This is a genomic window from Variovorax multivorans, from assembly GCF_051216835.1.
GTDB lineage: Bacteria > Pseudomonadota > Gammaproteobacteria > Burkholderiales > Burkholderiaceae_C > Variovorax.
The window spans coordinates 255,257-273,956 of sequence record NZ_JBPJZL010000007.1 but is presented as its reverse complement, the minus strand read 5'-3'; the positions used below and the strand labels follow the sequence as shown (position 1 = coordinate 273,956).

The window sequence follows — 18,700 nt, the reverse complement described above, 5'->3', positions numbered from 1 at the left end:
CCGCCCGACCGAAGACGACGACAAGGACTTGCCCATCATGCTGCCGACCTCCCTTTTCACCCGCCGCACCGCCGGCCTGCTGGCCATTGCCGGCTTTGCGGCAGCCTTCGCCACCCAGGCAAGCGCCCAGGCCAAGTTCGACACACCCCTGCACATCGTGGTGGGCTACGCTCCCGGCGGCGCCACCGACCGCGTGGCGCGCATCGTGGGCGACAAGCTCGGTGCAAAGCTGGGCGTGGCGGTGGTGGTAGACAACAAGCCCGGCGCGGGCGGCCGCCTTGCGGCGCAGCAGGTGAAGATCACGCCCGCCAACCAGAACGTGCTGATGCTCGCCAACCCCGCCGTGATGATCGTGGCGCCGCTGGTCTTCAAGGACAACAACTACGACCCCGAGCGCGACTTCGTGCCCGTGTCGTACGTCAACGACTACAACTTTGCGCTGGCCGTGTCGCCCAGCCTGCCCGTGCGCGAACTGAACCACCTGCTCGCGTGGATGCGCGCCAACCCCACGCAGGCCAATGTGGGCGTGCCGGCCACCGGCAGCCTGCCGCACTTCTTCGGCCTCATGGTCGGCGAAAAGGCCAACGTGCAGACCCAGGTGATCGGCTACCGCGGCTCGGCGCCGCTGCTGAACGACCTGATCGGCGGACAGGTGCCCATTGCCGTGGACACCGAAGACGTGGTGCTGCCGCAGCACGCGGCGGGCAAGCTGCGCATCCTCGCGCTGTCGGGCACCAAGCGCTCGCCCTTTGCGCCGAACGTGCCCACCTTCAAGGAAGCTGGCCTCGACCTTGCCGCCACCGGCTGGAACACCTTCTTCGCGCCGAACAGCATGCCGAAGGACAAGGTCGAGCGCCTGTCCAACCTGATCCGCGAAGTCATGCAAGACCCGGACACGCAACGCAAGTTCAAGGACTCCGGCATGACCCCGGTGGTGAGCACACAGGCGCAGACCGCCGCGATGCTCAAGGCCTACCGCGCGCAGTGGGCCCCTGTCGTCCAGAAATCGGGCTACCAGCCCTGAACCCCTTCAGAGAAAAACGTCAAAGAGACATGACCAGACCCAACATCATCTTCATCGTTGCCGACGACCTCGGCTATGCCGACCTCGGCTGCTACGGCGGCCGCGACGCCGTGTTCGGCCCCGTGTCTCCCGTGCTCGACGGCCTGGCCGCCAATGGCTTGAAGCTCACGCAGGGCTACGCAAACTCGCCCGTGTGCTCGCCCACCCGCTTCGGCATGATCACCGGCCGCTACCAGTACCGCCTGCGCGGCGCCGCCGAAGAGCCCATCAACAGCAAGAGCCGCGGCAGCACCACCCTCGGCCTGCCCACCGACCACCCCACCCTGCCTTCATTGCTGAAGGCCAGCGGCTACCAGACCGCGCTCATCGGCAAATGGCACCTGGGCTACCCGCCCACCTTCGGCCCGCTGCGCTCGGGGTACGACGAATTCTTCGGGCCCATGTCGGGCGGCGTCGACTACTTCACCCACTGCGATTCCACCGGCCGCCACGACCTGTGGCTTGGCGAAGAAGACAAGCAGGAAGAGGGCTACCTCACCGACATCCTGTCTAAACGCGCGGTCGAGTACGTGGAGCGCATGTCAGAGCAGGAAGCGCCCTTCTTCCTGAGCCTGCACTACACCGCCCCGCACTGGCCATGGGAAACCCGCGACGACGCGGAGAAGGCCCCCACCGTCAAGGACAACCTGTTCGACCTGGCCGGCGGCAACATTCATGTGTACCGCCGCATGATCCATCACATGGACGAAGGCATCGGCTGGATCATGGCCGCGCTGCAAAAGCACGGCATGGCCGACAACACGCTGGTGGTGTTCACCAGCGACAACGGCGGCGAACGCTTCTCGGACAACTGGCCACTGGTGGGCGGCAAGATGGATTTGACCGAAGGCGGCATCCGCGTGCCATGGATCGCGCACTGGCCTGCGGTGATCGGCAAGGGCGGCGAGAGCACGCAGCTGTGCATGACCATGGACTGGTCAGCCACCATGCTCGACGCGGCCGGGGTTTCAGCGCACTCGGACTATCCGCTGGACGGCGTGTCGCTGATGCCCGTGCTGAAAGATGCGAAGAACAGCTTCCGCCGACCGTTGCACTGGCGCATGAACCATCGCGGGCAAGAAGCGATGCGCGATGGGGACTGGAAGTACTTGAAGGTGGACGGGAACGAGTACCTGTTCAACATTCCTGCGGATGAGCGCGAGCGGGCGAATCTGGGGAAGAAGGAGCCCGAACGACTGGCTGCTATGAGGGCGGATTGGGCGGCTTGGAATGCGACGATGCCTGCTATTCCGGAGGATGCGACGGTTAGTTTGGGGTATTCGGTTAGGGATATGCCGCAGAGGTGAGGGGCCCGCGCGTAGCCGCAGAACACGCGTAAATGCGACCTCCAAAGTTACAAGGATTGCTTTACTGAATCGCTTCAAATTCGCCGTCGGCCAACCAGCCGCTATCCTTTATTCGCGTTAGAGCAGCCGCAGGATCGGCAGACCAGAGCACCAGCGCCAACGACTCTTGGGCACGGCTACAGGTGACGTACAGGAGGCGCAAAGTGCGGTCGATAGTCGTCTCCTTGCCTATTTCTACGTTATGCCTGTCTGCCTTGCTGAGCTCGGTGCCTCCAAAAATCTTGTCGTAGGAAATTTGGTTGCCGCCGGCCTCCGTGTCGTCCATCACCACCATGACATGGGGGAATTCAGAGCCCTTGACGACCTGGTGGGTGGCAAGCACAGAATTCCCTGCAAGGTAGGTGCGGTACTTTTGGAGTTGATCCCAGGGGGAGGCAAACAGCGCGCACCAGCCACGACGCATCCGGTCCTGTTTGGACTCCTCTTCACCTCGGCCAGGCGCCGAAGGTGCGGGCGACTTGTCGGCATACGCCGCTGAAAGGCGTTGGTCAACCTCAAACAGATTTGCGCTCAAAACCGGCTTCAGCACCTCTTCCACAGTGGACTTCGGATTTGCACAGGCGGCGGCGAAAGCCGCAATGGCTTTAAGCATCTCTTCGACACGGCTTGTTCGCGCTGCCGTGTCTTCTGGCATGTCCTCGAGGCGACCGTAGCGCCGAAAAACTTCTGTGGCCTTGAACTCATCCACAGCACCATCGGCGCCGATGCATGCCTCTAAATAGGCAAGTTCGTTCAATAAAACCTGTACTGCGGCGGGACCCTTGTTTTCGCCACTTCCAGTAGGTGCGGCAGCATTCGGGTCTAGCAGGACCATGGCCCTAAATGCATCGAGAAACGAGCCGCGAGTTGCGACAAGCTTGTGTTCCAAGGCGAGCAGTTGGAATTCGCCTTGACTCCAGGCGACTGCCCCGCTCGCCTGCCACATCTGGTCTGCGCACCAACGTTCGCCACGCACCTTGTCTTCCGGAGTAAGCGACGTGTCACCGACGTAGAGCCGAACCACTCCGCCCGTCTTCTCTGTTCGTGGATGCTGTTCGACACCACTTGCAGGTTGGGTCCGGCCTTCGAGCTCCGCTTCCCAGATTCTGTTGATGAGGGTGACGATTCGGCGCTGGCTGCGATGATTCATTTGCAGCTCTGGCGTAGCCCAGCTCGGCGGAACCAAACTCGGAAGGTCCGAGTGCCCGTCGGGATAAATGCGTTGTCGATGGTCGCCAAGCAATCCGAGGGTCAGACCGCTACCCCTTGGCTCCGCAAGGCCCATCAAGGCATCCAGAACGCTCTTCATCGTGTCCTGCGACTCATCGATGAGTACGACGGGGTGACGGTCCTTGAGGATGGTCTGGAGCGTAGGCCTGTTCCGGAGGAGCCAAGCCGTGGCGTCGAGGACGTAATTGTGAGCAAGCGCTCCGGGGCCGTATGTATTCCGGTCCGGATGATAGATGAACACATCCGTCGTTCTAAACGCTTCAATGTCTTCCTTGATTTCATCAAGGTCCCGCTGCTTAGTAGGGGTAATTCCCCTTGGCTTTGCTAACGCCTCCGATGTTTCCTTTTCGAGTTGAGCTTCCTTGACGGCGATGAGTGCCGCTCGGATGTCGTCATTGAATCCGCTGATGAGCTCCCAGCAAAACGAGTGGATGGTGGATACCCCGACCAAGTCGTTATCCCCAAGGCGTCCATTAATGACCGAGACCGCGTTCTTCGTATATGTGACCACCCGTATGGACCGTCCATACATCCGCAGGCGTCGAGCAAACTGTCCTCCCCTCTCATGCTCCAGGACGCCTGTCAGCCGACGTAGCACTTCAACTAGCGTTCGTGTCTTCCCTGAGCCTGCGCCGGCGAAAAGGAAGTAGCTGCGGGGCGACTCCTCAGTGAGATAGCCACAGATTTCTTCGACAACCCCAGCATCGCGGTCGTTGTCGGCAAAGATGGGGACCGCGCTCATACCTTCGGTTCCTGGCTAGGCTCAAGTTGCGCCTGCAGCCAGCCCAGAGCGTCTGCGATGTACTTTGGGCATATGACCGGCTCTTCGGTCGAGACCCTTTCGAAGATGCTTGCTGCGAAGTCCCCTTTTTTGAACGAGTTATGCATGAGCGTGTGCAGTTTGCCTAGAAGGTCAGGGACGCTTCCGGCCTCAGCAACCCTTTTGGCGACAGAGCGAAGTGCCCCTGTGGGTGTTTCAATCTCAACGCCATCCTTATCAACCTTCTCATCCATCAGGCCCTTAAACCAGGGCATATTCGCGAGAACGAGCGAGTCTTCAAACGTGCTGGGCCAGCTGCCGTCTGCTTCGGCGACTGGCAACTGCCAGGCGAACCGTACAAGGCAATCTGCTGTCTCGTTCCAAACCAACTGAGCGTCAGTCGGAGTCTTGAAATCTTCGAGCTTGTGCAGCTTCGGATGCCAGACTCGGAGAGTTGGGTTGCCGCAATAAAGGCCAGCTTGACCCGTGTTCGCAACGGCGACCAGCTTCTTAGTCGGCTCACCATTCTTCTTGGGCTTGCCTTCCTTTTCTTCTGAGGGGTCGATGTCGGTAATGATGACCGTGGGAATCCTAAGTTTTTCGACCAGCGGCCTGAGCCGATGGGCATGACTCCCGCCGATATCAAGAAAAGACACGTAGCGGCTATTCAGTGCCTTGAAGTCCCGCTCAATGAAAAGCGGTACCAGCATGCGCTCTGCGGCGCCCTCCACGAAAATGGCCGCGTTGGCAAATAGAAGGTCTGTGTGCTGAACGCGGAAGTAACGTTCCGCGAATTGGCGCGTCTTCTCGTCATCACCAAAAACCTGCCCAAGATTGACCACTTCGGTCGTCGGCATTGGGCTCGCGGCGCTCTTTGCGATGCGCCGAACGTATCGAAGCCGGTCGAAGTTCTCCGCATGAGCAAGGTGGCTGGAATGGGTACTGATGAGTAGCTGACTTTTGAGAGCCGACCCATCCTTCTCGGTCGGGCTGATGAGCTTGTGTGCCTTGTCAGGAAAGATGCGCTGCACCTGAACATGAAGGTGTGCCTCAGGCTCCTCAATCATCACCAGATGAACGGGTGCCGGAGACCCTTTCTCAGGCTTGAGCCGGGCTGCTTTGAAGGAGACCAGTTGGTAGCTGAGTGACTGTAGATTCTGGTAGCCGAGCCCGATGGAGTATTCGGGGAGGAGCTCCTCGAGTGACTCCTTCTGCATGCTGTACTGGACGGCGGTCCCATGGTCGAGCAAGTCAGCCGTCTGGATGCGCGTGCGGAAGCGAATCTCCTGAGGGTCATGCAAGCCCGGATATCCGAGTTCCTTCACCTCCTCAACCGAATCGGCTATGGCCTCGTGGATTTTCTTGTCCAGGTCCCTCTGTGCTTCGGCCACGGCCTTGATAAGGTCCGCGCGATGGCCGTGTCCGGTGCTAGCCACGTTCAAGTGCTGTCGGGCAAACTTGAGAAGTTGGTTAGAGAACATGCCGACCCGATGCGGGCCCGAGGCAGACCGCGAATCGGCTTCTTCGCTGCCGAGCCCGCGCTGGGCTGCGACGAAGTCAACACGTATCAACTTCGATAGGTGCTTACGTTCAATTGGGCTCGCGTCCGCGGCCAGTGTCTGAGTACCGTAGGTCGCGAAGCCAGTCACCGGGTTGTTATCTGCATCTAGCTTATACGCGCGAACTTGGCCGAGCTTCGATGGCTCACGTAGCCAAAAATCGAGAAGATCAATGGGCCAAGCCAGCGAGTCCGCACCCATGTCCTTTACTGGCAACCGTGCCGTGTGATACGTCCAGGCCAGCTGCTTCAGCTCATCGATGCTTGCGGCCGGCTCCAGTCGCAAGCGAACACCGACGGCGCCTCCCGTCCAGCTGAACTTAGAGAGGAACGGCGCGACATAGTGGTACATGCCAGCCTCTGCATCGAACCAGAGGTCCAGTGTGGGCATGGCTGAAAGAATTGCCTGGAGCTGCTCCTTCCACACGTCTTCGGGTCCGGCCACTGTCAACGGGTCTTCTGTCAGCGCTTCCCAAGCTTTGCCAAGAGCTCGCAGTTTTGGCCACTGCGAGAGGCTGATGTCGAAAGCGCCAAAGGGCACCCCGTCTGCAAGAAAGTGGCGGAGAGCGGCAAGCACCGAGGTTTTCCCACTGTTGTTTGCGCCGACAAGGATGGTGGTCTTCTTATCGATATCCAATTGGACTTTGCCGAGGCGGCGGAACTGGCAGAGCTCTAGGAATCGCAGCTTGATGTCGCCGGATTCCGGGGTGGCAGGGGCAGCGTTTGGCATAGATGTACTTCTCAACCGAAATGTAGGGAGGCACCGTTACACAAACAGTGCGGGAGCGCCGGGCAACAAGCCCATATCTGACTCATGGAAACAATTCACGGAATACGTCCTCACAGTCTGAGTCCGAGCAGATAGAGTTGTGAAACCGAGCGGACAGTCTGCTCCTAGCGGCTTGCGACTGTCGGCTTCTGGCAGCCATACGGGCGCTCCTACTGCTCATGCCGAATAGCCGCAACCGTCGCATATATCCGACGACAGGATTCTGAGGACCACACCAGCGGCAACTGGCGCACTGTCGACCGACAGCCAAGAACTCTTCTTGGCTTAGTGAACTACCCGCTACGTCACCAAAGAGATAGCCGCGCCAAATCATTTGAAGGCTTAGTAGATCGCGCGCCAGTCAATCGACCGCATAGTCACCAGGAGATGCCACCGTCGCATTCGGCGCTAGTCGAAATACGCACTCCACATACGGCCGAACCTCCAACCACTCCGCTTGGCGGTCATAAAACTGCGCAAGCACCCGTCCAACGTCCACCGCACTTGGTGCTCCAGAAGACCAGTGAGCGGAAAACGCAGCCCGAACATCCGCGGCGGAATGCTTGTCCGAGTCTTGGTGACCGTAAGCGTGAAACTCTCTGATGGCGCCTGGCGCCGCGTAGTCGCTGGCGCCCGGGCACTTGGCTCCCTTCGTTACTTGCTCTCGCTCGACATGCGCGCGAGAGAACGAATCCTGAACGGTGTGCAAGAGGCTTCCGAACGCAACCGCGCCCAGATAGGAAGGTTTACGGATGTTCGGGTTGCCGAGAGCAAAAAGGTCTTGCACGCTCCATCCGTTCAAGCCGAAGACATCGCGAATACCTGCCACGTCCTGGTTCGCAACGATGCCATTGGCAGGGATTTTTCTGGTCGCGACCTTCCACGTGAACTCGGCCCACATCATGATGCGCCCGTAGGTGATGTCCGGCGGCTCACCATCGACCGAGCCCATTGCATGGAGAAACTGCATATCCCCGAAGTGGGACCGTACAAGCAGCGGCGCGGTCTTGGCGTTCAGCGCTTCACCGCGAGCTGCCCTTTTCTTCCCGTCGTAGAACACTCGCCCCCAGCACTCCGGTTGCACTACAAGGCGCACCGTGTCTCCGGCCTTGCATCCTCCGTACTTGCCGAACGAAGACTCGAATCTGAATGGAGGGTCATCATTCCAACGTACTCCAGCAAGTACGTAGGCCTGCGCCGGGTCCCAATCAGGGTCGGCGCAGATATCCGCGTCTCCATCGCAATCCAATGACCGGTTTGCGATCTCTTCGTGAACCGGGCTGCCGAACTTTCGAACGCCCAAGTCCACGAGCTTGCTGAGCAACTTGTCTCCGGTTGGTTGCCCCTTCTTCGCGAGCTTCTTCTCGAAGGACGTTCCGTCCGGCGATAGCTCGAAGGCGAAGGATGCGCCCGGCATCAACATGAATGCCGCTGTGGCTACGCTCGCCGCTTTCCAAAGCATCTTCGGCCTCCCATACCTTTGTGGTACTCCCCTGCACTACGGTAGCGGGGGTGAGAGGTCCTGGGCATCCCTACTTTGTGGGATGCCCAGTTGAAGTCGACTGAGAGCGCTAACGCCTGCGGCGGCCAAATTTTGATTTGGCCACTCTGTCGGAGTTGAACCGCGGCAGAGCGAACAAGGTAAGTGTCTAAGCGAGTCATGCTTGACGCTTACGAACAAACTCCTGGTATCACCGGCACCCTATGATCCGCGCCCCCCAAGCTCAGAGCCCACCAAGGCAGCAGCACCCGCAACCAGCATCGCCATGGCCCCAACAGCGATCTGAGTGAGCATCAGGTAGTTGCTGGTCGCCGAGAATGCCCCTCCCCTCCATCCGAATGCATAAACAGCCCAGAAGAGAACAACCAAAACGAGCCACGCGATCAGTGAGACAACAGTGGTCGCCCGCGTGATGCGCTTTCTCCCGAGGAAGGTGTGAAGGAACTTGCCGACCAGTGCGCCAATCGTGGATCCCACCAGGATGGCATAACCGAATGCTGGATCGGGCACCAGCAGCTTCGACGCCGGCACTGTCAGGATGGCAGCCACAATCGCGCCACCGTATTCCATCAAGAGCTTCTTCATTCTCCGCTCGCCACGGTGGGGAAAGTGAACACGTACCAGACCACCTTGTCACTGGGGCTGAAGACCATAACGGGCATGTCTTTGATCTTCTCCGTCTTGGACGGAAGAGAAAACTTCACTGAGAGGCCGTCGCTGCTTACCTTTTTGGTTTCGAGCACCAAGACGCGCATCGAGTTGAATTGCGTTTTGATCAGGCTCTCCGACTTGGTGCCACGCACGCTTCCAAGGCAAGCCTTGGCGATCTCATCTGGGCTTGAAAGGATACGGGCCTCGGAGACGCCTTGCGACTTAAGGCCCTTCAGCGTGTCTTCCTCGTTCCTCCGCAGCGCACCCTCTGGCAGCCCGATGCAGGTGATCATGCTGGATGGGAAGTCAACTCGAAACTGAACCGTTTCGCCAACCTGCCCACGGTAGGAGTTGATGACCACGCGGCGCTGTGGCTCGCTCGGCATTCCCTCAGGAAGCGAATACCCCGCAGCCGTAACCCAGTCGAATACCTTGCGCGTCCAGCTTCCCTCGTCAATGACGGTGGAGATCTTTTTACTGGTCAGTTCACGCGTCACAAGAACCTCGCGCAAGTCCGGCTTGCCAATAGCTCCAACGGGCGGCCGACTGTAGAAGAAGCAGCCTCCAGCCTTCGGTGTGTTCAACGCACCGCTCCAGAAGCCAGCTCCTTTCCAAACGAAGTACAACTCCGGGCCAGAAAGATTGCACACGCGATAGCTTAGGCGCTCATCCTTGGATCCCTTTGCCCCGATGGAGTCGGAAAAGAAGGTCGCCTCGAAGTTCTGTGCTTGCACGCAGACTCCTTTCCCGATGTCACCGCCCCCGGCGTGGCTTAGGCAAGGCTCTTCAGCGGGGGGCCAAGCATGAGCTTGGCCGCACATCAGCAGAAGGAGAACCGGTGTCCAAGCCAAGTAGCCTCGAATCGTCATACAGACCTCCGCGGTGGTTTGGGTGATGAATCCTCGTGAATGCAACCTAGCTTAAGACGGCCGCTCTGTACCCTCGGCAGTTACCACACGGCATCCAGCGCCGGCAAAAACTTCAACTCCGCGAGCCGTCGAAACCCCTCAGGCGTGGGATGCAATTCATTGGCCCATTGATCCATCGCCAACGTACCTGTCGTCTTCAGCGCAACGATCTTTCCCAAGCCAGGCTCTGCCACCAATGCGTCCTGTGCTTTACCAAAGGCAGCTACAAGATCTGCGAAAAGTTCTTTGCGCAAGGAGGTCGGGACCTGGCATTTCTCCATCGGCACCTTGAGCCAATCTGCCGGGCCAAAAACGCCATGGCCAGTTGCGTACGCGTCGTCATAGTTGTGGAGTACGACGACGGCAGTCTGGTTATAGGTTCTGAAGAGTTTGATCAGCCTTCGGTAGTGGCCGATGATCTTGTCCAGTGCTGTCGAAGGCTGCCCATCCGCGTAGCAGGACGGAACCGACTGACAAGCCGAGCAATTGGCTTTGATCAGTTTCGGAAAATTCTTCTGTCCCACGATGTCGTTTCCACCGCCGCTAAGCAGCAGAGCCTTGACCAGAGGGCCGCGTGCATAGAAATCGAAAGTGGCCTTGATCGACCCGGCGTACTTGCCCTGCCACTCCGAAGCCTCTGAGCCGTTGTAGCCTGCCACGACTATCGACTGCAAAACGCGGCGCGTCGCGATCTCGCCGAGCAGGTTGTCGAACGGGTACCAGAACCAGGAGTCGCCCACGGCGAGCGTTGTCGGAGACGCGCCGCGCGTCAGGCCATCTTGGTGCCCGTAGAACAAGTTTGGGATCGGCATAGGAACCCTCCTCGGCGCCACGTTAGCGCAGAGGAAAGTTCTAGGGCATCCCGCTTTTGTGGGATGCCTTACCCCAGCCCACTCTCCTGCGCGCGTGCCACATTGGAGCGTTGCAACTGGCCCTGCATGCAGCCAATCACACGCGTGGGTGTGTACTTGTTCACGCATAACGCAATGCTACTTTTAGGTGCTTACCTAGAAGGGATTGGGGCTTACATAATCGAACAAAGTCCGCCCTGGCTCACAGCGGCGGTCATCTGCAGGGAGCTCCCATGTCCATTCACGACTGTGCGTACGTACGCACAAGCGCGTCGCCATGACTCGGCGCGTCACCATCACCACGCCGGCAGGCGATGCGCTTCAGTTCCATCGCCTGACCGGTCGCGAAGCCCTCAGCCAGCCGTACACCTTCGACGTCGACCTGCTGGGCAACAGCAACTCCATTGATCCGAAGGCCCTCCTCGGAAAGAGCGCCACCGTCGCCATCCAGACCGAGCACGGCGACATCCGCCATCTCGGCGGCATCGTGACAAGCTTTGGCTTGTCTCAGGAAGACAGCCGCCAGTCCTTCTACAAGATGCGACTGCGCCCCTGGTTGTGGCTCGCAACACGCAGAAGCGACTACCGCATCTTTCAGGATCAAACTGTTCCCGACATCGTGACGGCCGTGCTCGGGCGCTACGGCTATCCCATGGAGCAGAAGCTCAGCCGCAGCTACCGTGCCTGGGACTACTGCGTGCAGTACGGAGGTCCGAACGGCGGAGAAACGGACTTCGAGTTCATCTCGCGCTTGTGCGAGCACGAGGGGATCTACTACTTCTTCCGCCACGAGGCCGGGCAGCACACGCTGGTCTTCGCCGACGACATGGCCAGCTCCCATGGCCCCTTGCCCGGTGGCGAAGAGGTTCGCTACCACCCCGATGAAAAGGCCGGCATGACCGGCGGCCTGGAGCCCGGCGAACGCATCATCGAATGGATGCAAAGCGAGGGCATACGCCCGGGCCATCACCAGCGTCGCCACTATGACTTCGAGAAGCCCAAGGCCGATTTAACCAGCCAGCGGCAAATGCCGCCCGGCCATGACCACGACGACTTCGAGCGATACGAGTGGCCCGGCAACTACACCGAGCTGGGCGATGGTGAGACCTATGCGCGCATCCGCAACGAAGAGCAGCTGAGCGAGCGCAGCCGTGCCAGCGGCCGCTCCAACCGGCGCGACCTGGCACCAGGCTTCACCATGCGCCTGGCCAGCCATCCTCGTAGCGATCAGAACCAGCAGTACCTGCTGCTCGGTGTGGCCTACGACCTTCAGGAAAACCTCCAGGCCAGCGAAGGCGCGAATGCTTCCGAAGGCTCCGTCCAGCGCTTTGCCTTTGATGTACAGCCCACCACCTACGCCTGGCGGCCGAAGCGCACGACGGTCAAGCCTCGCACACGGGGTCCTCAGACCGCCGTTGTTGTCGGCCCTGCCGGCGAAGAGATCTGGACCGACAAGTACGGCCGCATCAAGGTGCAGTTCTTCTGGGACCGCCTGAGCCAGAACAACGAGAACTCCAGCTGCTGGCTTCGGGTGTCGCTGGGGTGGGCCGGCTCGACCTTCGGCATGGCCGCATTGCCGCGCATCGGCCAGGAGGTCATCGTCGACTTCCTCAACGGCGACCCGGACTACCCCATCGTCGTCGGTCGCGTGCACAACGCCGATGAGATGCCCGCATGGCAGTTGCCCGAACAGAAGCATCTGGCGGGCCTGCGCAGCCGCGAACTCAAGGGCGGCCAGAGCAACCATCTGGCGCTCGACGACACGAGCGGCAAGATCCAGGTGCAGCTCAAGAGCGATCATCAAAGCTCCAGCCTGAGCCTCGGGCACATCGGACGCATCGACGACACCGCGGGCCGCAAGGACGATCGGGGTCAGGGCGTCGAGTTGCGCACCGACGGCCATGGCGCGGTGCGCGCCGCCATGGGCTTGCTGATCACCACAGAGCCGCGTGCCAACGCCCAAGCCCACATTACCGACATGCGCGAGACCGTCGGCCGGCTCACGCAAGGGCGCGACCTGCATGAAAGCCTGTCGGAGGCCGCCAAGGGCGCCAAGGCCCATGAGGCTGGAGATCAGGACGAAGTCGCCAAGAGCCTCAAGGAGCAGAACGATGCGATCAAGGGCAGTGGTGGCAATCCGGCGCAAGGCCAGTTCCCCGAATTCCAGGAACCGCACCTGACGTTGGCAAGCCCGGCCGGCATCCAGAGCACGGCGCAAGGCTCCACTCACATCGTCAGTGTCGAACACACCGCCATCACCAGCGGCGCACACGCCAGCTTTGCTACCGGCAACAGCTTCCTGGTCAGCGCCAAGGATTCCGTGCGCATGGTTGCCTTCAACAACGGCATCCGCATGGCTGCGGCGGCGGCCGACATCGACATCACTGCGCTCAAGGACAGCATCAACGTGCTGGCCAAGCTCAACATCAAGATAGAGGCCAACCGGATCACCATCACGGCGAAGGAAGAAGTCCTCATCAATGGCGGCTCCAGCTACACGCGATGGAATTCCGGCGGTATCGAGAGCGGGACCAATGGCCTGTGGCGCGCGCATGCGGCGACGCACTCGATGGTGGGGCCGAAGAGCGATGGGCAACCCCGGCTGCCGCAGCCACCACAGCTCCCCAAGGGGCAACTCGACCTATATCACCAGTACGTCAAAGGTGATGGCGCCAAACGCATGGGAGTCAAGCAAGGCGACTACACCGTGGTCGACTCTGACGGCGGCACGCACACCGGCAAGCTCGACAGCAATGGCTTCGCATCCGTCTCTGGACTGCCCATTGGGCAGGCCAAGGTCACGTTCGGCAAAGACCCGAGCGATCCGTGGGACAAGGGCAGTTATTTCGGCAAGCCCGATCGATGGCCCGCCAAGCCTGCGAGCACCGATGCGGCATCGGATGCAGGCGGTGCCAGTGCGCTCGAACAGGCCGGCGGCTTGCTGGGCCAGGCCGGTCAGATCGGCCAGATGGCCGGCACGGTCCAGCAATCCGTGGCTGCGGTGCAAGCGGTGCAGCAAGGGGGCGCTCAGGCCCTCATCGGACAAGTCAAGCAGGTAGCCGGAGGTTTGGCTGCTCAGCGGATAGGGGCGCTGGTCCCCAAGCTGCCCGGCCAGATATCGGGAATCGCGGGCTGATTGCAGGCGCCGCGTCGACAAAAAACAAATCAGGGAATCGATAGATGGCTGACGAAGCTCCAAAGGACGCACAAGGCTCGCAAGAAGGCAAGGAACGCGAGCGCCAGACCGCGGTGGCGCCGCTGAACACCATCGGCCTGGAAGACATCGGTGCCGGCAAGGCGAAGATCGATGCGTGGCTGTCCAACCTCACCGGTGGCTACGTCACCCTGAGCACGCTGATCAATGTCGCGGGCAGCATCCCGGTGATCGGCAACATCATGGCCTTGATCGATGCCGTCTGGGACATCATCGACATGATCACCAAGAAGCTGTACACGGACGTGTTGCAGTGGGTCAGCCTTGCTCTCAATCTGCTGGGCGTCATTCCGTTGCCCCCCGGCACCAACGCCGCGCGCATGAGCCTGCGGCCCATGCTGCACCTGCTCCGGCAGGAGCTTGCGAAGACGGCAGAGAACGTCATCAGCGCAGTGTTCATCGACGTCATCACCCGCCATCTGAACGACACCATTGCCGGACCGCTCGACAAGTTCGTGGACGAGGCGGAGGGGTACCTCGATGATTTCCTGCAGAAATGTGCCAGCAAGGCCGAGGAGATCGCCGACGGGGTGATCGGCGCGCTGCAGATTGCACTGGGCGACAAGCAGTTGTTCTCGACAGATGCCGGGTCGGACAAGAACACCTACGACCCCAACAACTCGACCCGTTTCGGTCGCCTGCTGGGACGTCTGGAGCGCGGGAGCAAAAGGGCCGCCAATGCCGTGGCCGCGACCACGTCGAGCCTGGTTGTGTCGGCGCCCGTCAGGGCCATGGTCAACGAGGTCATCGGCAGCCTGAACAACCTCAAGCGCTACGCCAAAGACAAGATTCTCCAATTGGGCAAGGAGGCGGTGACCTTCGGTATCAAGTGGATGATCGTGTCCCTCAAACAGGCCTTGCGAAAGCGCAAGGGCTCGGTCGGCGCCTCCGTGTCGGCGACCCGTGGTGCCGAGGCCAGGAAGGATGCGCCTGGTGGAGAAAAAGGCGCTATCGGACATCAGTCCCTGGACTCCACGGACCCCGGCTGCAAAAACAGTCCTGCCTGTGCGGGCACCTCGAACTCCATCAGTTTCTCGATGGGCTGCGAGACTTTCACGCACGTCGACTTCGAATTGGTCGCGCCGTTGCCCATCACATGGGCGCGCACCTACCGCAGCAATCTTGGCGCCTTCGATCAAGCCAGCCTCGGCGCACGCTGGCTCACGCCGTACAGCACCCGCGTGGACCTTGCGACGCCAGCCAAGGGCAAGCGCCGAGGGAAGAAGAGCTTGATCTATCACGGCTCCGACGGCCGAAGCCATGCGTATCCTTTGCTCGCCGTGGGGCAAAGCCATCGCGACCCGGTCGAAGAAGTGACGCTCACGCGCGTGAGCGACACACTTTTGACGCTCGATTTCGGCAAGCCCATGCCGGCCGGCACGCCCAGCAATTGGCGCGAGACCTACGAACTCGTCGAGACCGTAGCCAGCAAGGTCAAGACACAAGGCAAGCAACACTTCCGCCTCGTGGCACAACACGCCAGCGACGGTGCTGCCATCGGGCTGCGCTACGACCATGTAATTGCTGGCACCGGCGAGCAAGTCCTGAGCGACATCGTCAGCAAACAAGGCGAAGCGACGCTCGCTCATGTCGGCACCCGCCCTCACGCGCAGAGTGGGCTCATCGAAAGCCTGTGGGAGATCCAGGACGGTCAGGTCGTACGCCAACTCGCGGCCTATGTCCACGATGCCGAAGGCGACCTGGTCTTAGCGCAAGACGAGAACGGTGCAGGATGGAGCTACAGCTACAGCCATCACCTCGTGACCCGCTATACCGACCGCACCGGCCGTGGCATGAACCTCGAATACAACGGCACCGGCGCCGACTCCAAGGCCGTGCGCGAATGGAGCGATGACGGCAGCTTTGCGTTCACGCTGGAATGGGACAAGAACATCAGGCTGACCTATGTCACCGACGCTCTCGGCCAGGAAACCTGGCACTACTACGACATCCTGGGCTACACCTATCGCATCATCCATCCCGACAAGCTCGAGGAATGGTTCTATCGCGACAACGACAAGAACGTCACCTGCCATGTGCACACCGACGCCAGTGCCGACACCTACGCCTACGACGCCCACGGCAACCTTCGAACCCATACCCGTGCCGACGGCGGCCGCATCCACTTCGAATACGACGCACGCCATCGGGTGACGGGCATCCTCGACGCCGAAGGCGGTGTCTGGAAGCGCGACTACGACGCCCAGGATCACCTCACCGAGGAAATCGACCCGCTGGGCAACAAGACCGAGTACGCCTACGACAAGGCCGGGCGACCCGAGCGCATCACCGATGCCAAGGGCGGCATCAAGGCACTGACCTACACGAGCGCCGGTCAGTTGGCCAGCCATACCGACTGCTCGGGGAAAACCACGCAGTGGGCCTACGACGGCCGCGGCCGATTGATCAAGACCACCGATGCGATGGGCCAGGCGACCCGGTACCGTTACACCGATCCAGCCGAATCGATGCAAGCCGCACGAACAACTGCCAATGCGGCCAACGCCAACCACCCGGGGCAACTCGAAGAGATCGTTCATCCCGACAGCACCAGCGAGCACTTCGTGCATGACGCCGAAGGCCGCCTGCTCGCACATACCGATGCGCTGGGGCGTCGAACGACCTATGGCTACACCCGTGCCGGCCTTGTGGCCGAGCGCACCGATGCGGCCGGTCATACGCTCAAGTACGCCTGGGACCTGTTGGGCCGGCTGAGCGAACTGCGCAACGAGAACGGCAGCCGCTACAACTTCAAGTACGACCCAGTCGGCAAGTTGCTTGAGGAGACCGGCTTTGATCGCAAGACCACCGGATACCTTTATGAGCGCACCACCGGTGTGCTGGCCGAAGTTATAGAAGCCGGCCAACACACCGAGTTCGAATTCGATGCACTGGGCCGCCTCGCCGAACGCAAGGCTGGCGATCAGACCGAGCGCTTCGCCTACGACGGCAATGGACAACTCATCGAAGCAACCAACAGCAATGCGAAGCTGCAATGGTTCTACGACCGCGCGGGCAATCTGGTGCGCGAGCACCAGCACTACCTGGACGAAGGGCATACAGCGGTCTGGCAGCATGGCTACAACGAACTCAATCAGCGCATAGCCACCATCCGCCCGGATGGCCACCTCACCCAGTGGCTGACCTACGGCTCGGGCCATGTCCACGGATTGCTGGTCGACGGGCAGGACATCCTGGGCTTCGAGCGCGATGACCTTCACCGCGAGGTCGGCCGAGACCAAGGCAACGGACTGCACCAGGGGCTGAAATACGACCCGGCCGGGCGGCTACTGGAGCAGCAGATTTCCTTTACGAAATCCGGCACGAAAATGTCGACAGCCAACGCGACCGAGATCCGTCGCAACTATCAGTACGACAAGTCTGGCCAATTGATCGCCATCGGCGATAGCCGCCGCGGCAACCTGAGCTATCGGTACGACCCCGTGGGGCGTTTGCTCGAAGCCAACAGCCGTCTGGGACGCGAGACCTTTGCTTTCGATCCAGCGGGCAACATCGGCAACCCGTCCGATTTCGGAGCTGTAGCCCAAGCTGCAGGCCGCATCACCAACCGCGTGGCCGTTCGCCTGGACGGCGAAGGCCGCAGTATTGCCGGGCGGTTGATGGACAACCTGATCAAGGACTACGCCGGCACTCACTACAAGTGGGATGAGCGGGGCAACCTGATCGAACGCAGCCGCAACGGTGAAAAGACCACCTTCACCTGGGACGGGTTCAACCGCATGCACAGTGCCGAGACCTTCGGCGAGACCACGAATTTCAGCTACGACGCATTGGGAAGGCGCATCACCAAGCGCACCTCACACGCTACGACCTTGTTCGGTTGGGATGGGGATACGCTGGCGTTCGAGAGCACCCAGAGCACCGAGGGGCAGCAGGAGTGGGCCTGGCGCGGAGACAGCGTGCACTACATCCACGAACCTGGCTCGTTCGTGCCGCTGGTGCAGATCAGGCAGGCGCAAGCCGTCGCATTGAGCGAGACCACGGATGTGAAGGCGCTGATCGTGGCCAATGGCGGGCACTACGACATCGAGCAGGATCCGTTGTGGAACGGAGAACAGAGCCGAACACCTGCGCCCTTCCGCAAGGAAGAGATCGCGTTCTATCAATGCGACCACCTGGGCACGCCGCAGGAGCTGACGGATCATGAAGGGCGGATCGCCTGGTCGGCCAGCTACAAGGCTTGGGGTGAGGCAAAGCAGGCGATCAGCGAAGCAGGTCGGAAGGCGGGGTTCAGGAATCCGATTCGGTTCCAGGGGCAGTATTGGGATGAAGAGACTGGGCTGCACTACAACCGGTATCGGTATTTTGATCCGCAAAGCGGTCGCTTTGTCAGCCACGACCCGATTCGTCTGGCGGGCGGGATCAATTTGCAAGAGTACGCATTCAACCCGTTGGAATGGGTGGACCCTCTGGGATTGGCAAAGGCCGGAAAGGCCGGGCGGTATCACGGACCAAAGCCTGAATACACAAATCCTGGCCATCACGACACGACGTCGCCCGATTTCCGGGGGGGAAGAAAAACATCCAAGCTGCCTTGCCACCACGAAGCATTGGCATCTCGTGCAGTGCCTGATGCCGAAGGAAAGCACTGGTACGCTGTCGATGACAAGGGGGTCTACCATCGTTTTGGGAACAGCAACGATGGAACCATGCATTGGAACGGCGACTCGATCCAGAATGGCGGCTTTCCCGTGCCTCCGACTGTACAAAAGCGCTTGGATGGCCTGTTAAAAGATGGCAGGGCGATCAAATCCAAATGTCCATAATTATGAAAAATGCTATTGAAATCTCTACTCGAAGATCGAGTGATGGTCGGCGCGTTTTTATT

At 60.5% G+C, this 18,700-nt stretch carries 10 protein-coding genes; 4 read left to right on the top strand and 6 right to left on the bottom strand.

What is annotated here, in order from left to right; genetic code table 11:
• Positions 1 to 37: 37 nt before the first annotated feature.
• Together ACSFCA_RS20270 and ACSFCA_RS20265 are read left to right on the top strand one after the other, a co-directional pair.
• The gene (locus ACSFCA_RS20270) at positions 38 to 1,024 is read left to right on the top strand and encodes a Bug family tripartite tricarboxylate transporter substrate binding protein (RefSeq protein WP_435460734.1); all 987 of its coding nucleotides are present in this window, start codon (positions 38 to 40) and stop codon (positions 1,022 to 1,024) included.
• A gap of 29 nt (positions 1,025 to 1,053) precedes the next feature.
• On the top strand, positions 1,054 to 2,370 hold the full coding sequence (locus ACSFCA_RS20265; RefSeq protein WP_435460735.1) for a sulfatase family protein: 1,317 nt from the start codon (positions 1,054 to 1,056) through the stop codon (positions 2,368 to 2,370).
• Positions 2,371 to 2,431: 61 nt separating this feature from the next.
• On the opposite strand, the gene ACSFCA_RS20260 is transcribed toward ACSFCA_RS20265, so the two are convergent.
• The 6 genes from ACSFCA_RS20260 to ACSFCA_RS20235 all read right to left on the bottom strand — a co-directional run bounded on the left by ACSFCA_RS20260 (position 2,432) and on the right by ACSFCA_RS20235 (position 10,598).
• Positions 2,432 to 4,381 carry a UvrD-helicase domain-containing protein gene (locus ACSFCA_RS20260; protein WP_435460736.1) on the bottom strand — a complete coding sequence of 650 codons (1,950 nt, stop codon included), beginning with the start codon at positions 4,379 to 4,381 and terminating at the stop codon, positions 2,432 to 2,434.
• A complete protein-coding gene (locus ACSFCA_RS20255; RefSeq protein ID WP_435460737.1) occupies positions 4,378 to 6,687 on the bottom strand; it encodes an AAA family ATPase in 2,310 nt (769 codons plus the stop codon). Before ACSFCA_RS20255 ends, ACSFCA_RS20260 begins: the two co-directional genes overlap by 4 nt.
• Positions 6,688 to 7,087: 400 nt before the next feature.
• Positions 7,088 to 8,188 (bottom strand): hypothetical protein, encoded by a 1,101-nt coding sequence (locus ACSFCA_RS20250; RefSeq protein WP_435460738.1) that lies wholly within the window; start codon positions 8,186 to 8,188, stop codon positions 7,088 to 7,090.
• A gap of 240 nt (positions 8,189 to 8,428) precedes the next feature.
• Positions 8,429 to 8,812 carry a hypothetical protein gene (locus tag ACSFCA_RS20245; protein WP_435460739.1) on the bottom strand — a complete coding sequence of 128 codons (384 nt, stop codon included), beginning with the start codon at positions 8,810 to 8,812 and terminating at the stop codon, positions 8,429 to 8,431.
• A complete protein-coding gene (locus ACSFCA_RS20240) occupies positions 8,809 to 9,612 on the bottom strand; it encodes a hypothetical protein (protein WP_435460740.1) in 804 nt (267 codons plus the stop codon). Before ACSFCA_RS20240 ends, ACSFCA_RS20245 begins: the two co-directional genes overlap by 4 nt.
• 215 nt (positions 9,613 to 9,827) lie before the next feature.
• Positions 9,828 to 10,598: a hypothetical protein gene (locus ACSFCA_RS20235; protein WP_435460741.1), complete on the bottom strand. Its 771-nt coding sequence runs from the start codon at positions 10,596 to 10,598 to the stop codon at positions 9,828 to 9,830.
• A gap of 316 nt (positions 10,599 to 10,914) precedes the next feature.
• Between ACSFCA_RS20235 and ACSFCA_RS20230 the strand changes: the two genes are divergently transcribed.
• Together ACSFCA_RS20230 and ACSFCA_RS20225 are read left to right on the top strand one after the other, a co-directional pair.
• A complete protein-coding gene (locus ACSFCA_RS20230; protein WP_435460742.1) occupies positions 10,915 to 13,773 on the top strand; it encodes a type VI secretion system Vgr family protein in 2,859 nt (952 codons plus the stop codon).
• A gap of 44 nt (positions 13,774 to 13,817) precedes the next feature.
• Positions 13,818 to 18,638, top strand: coding sequence for an RHS repeat-associated core domain-containing protein (locus tag ACSFCA_RS20225; RefSeq protein ID WP_435460743.1), 4,821 nt, complete (start codon positions 13,818 to 13,820; stop codon positions 18,636 to 18,638).
• Positions 18,639 to 18,700 lie beyond the last annotated feature (62 nt).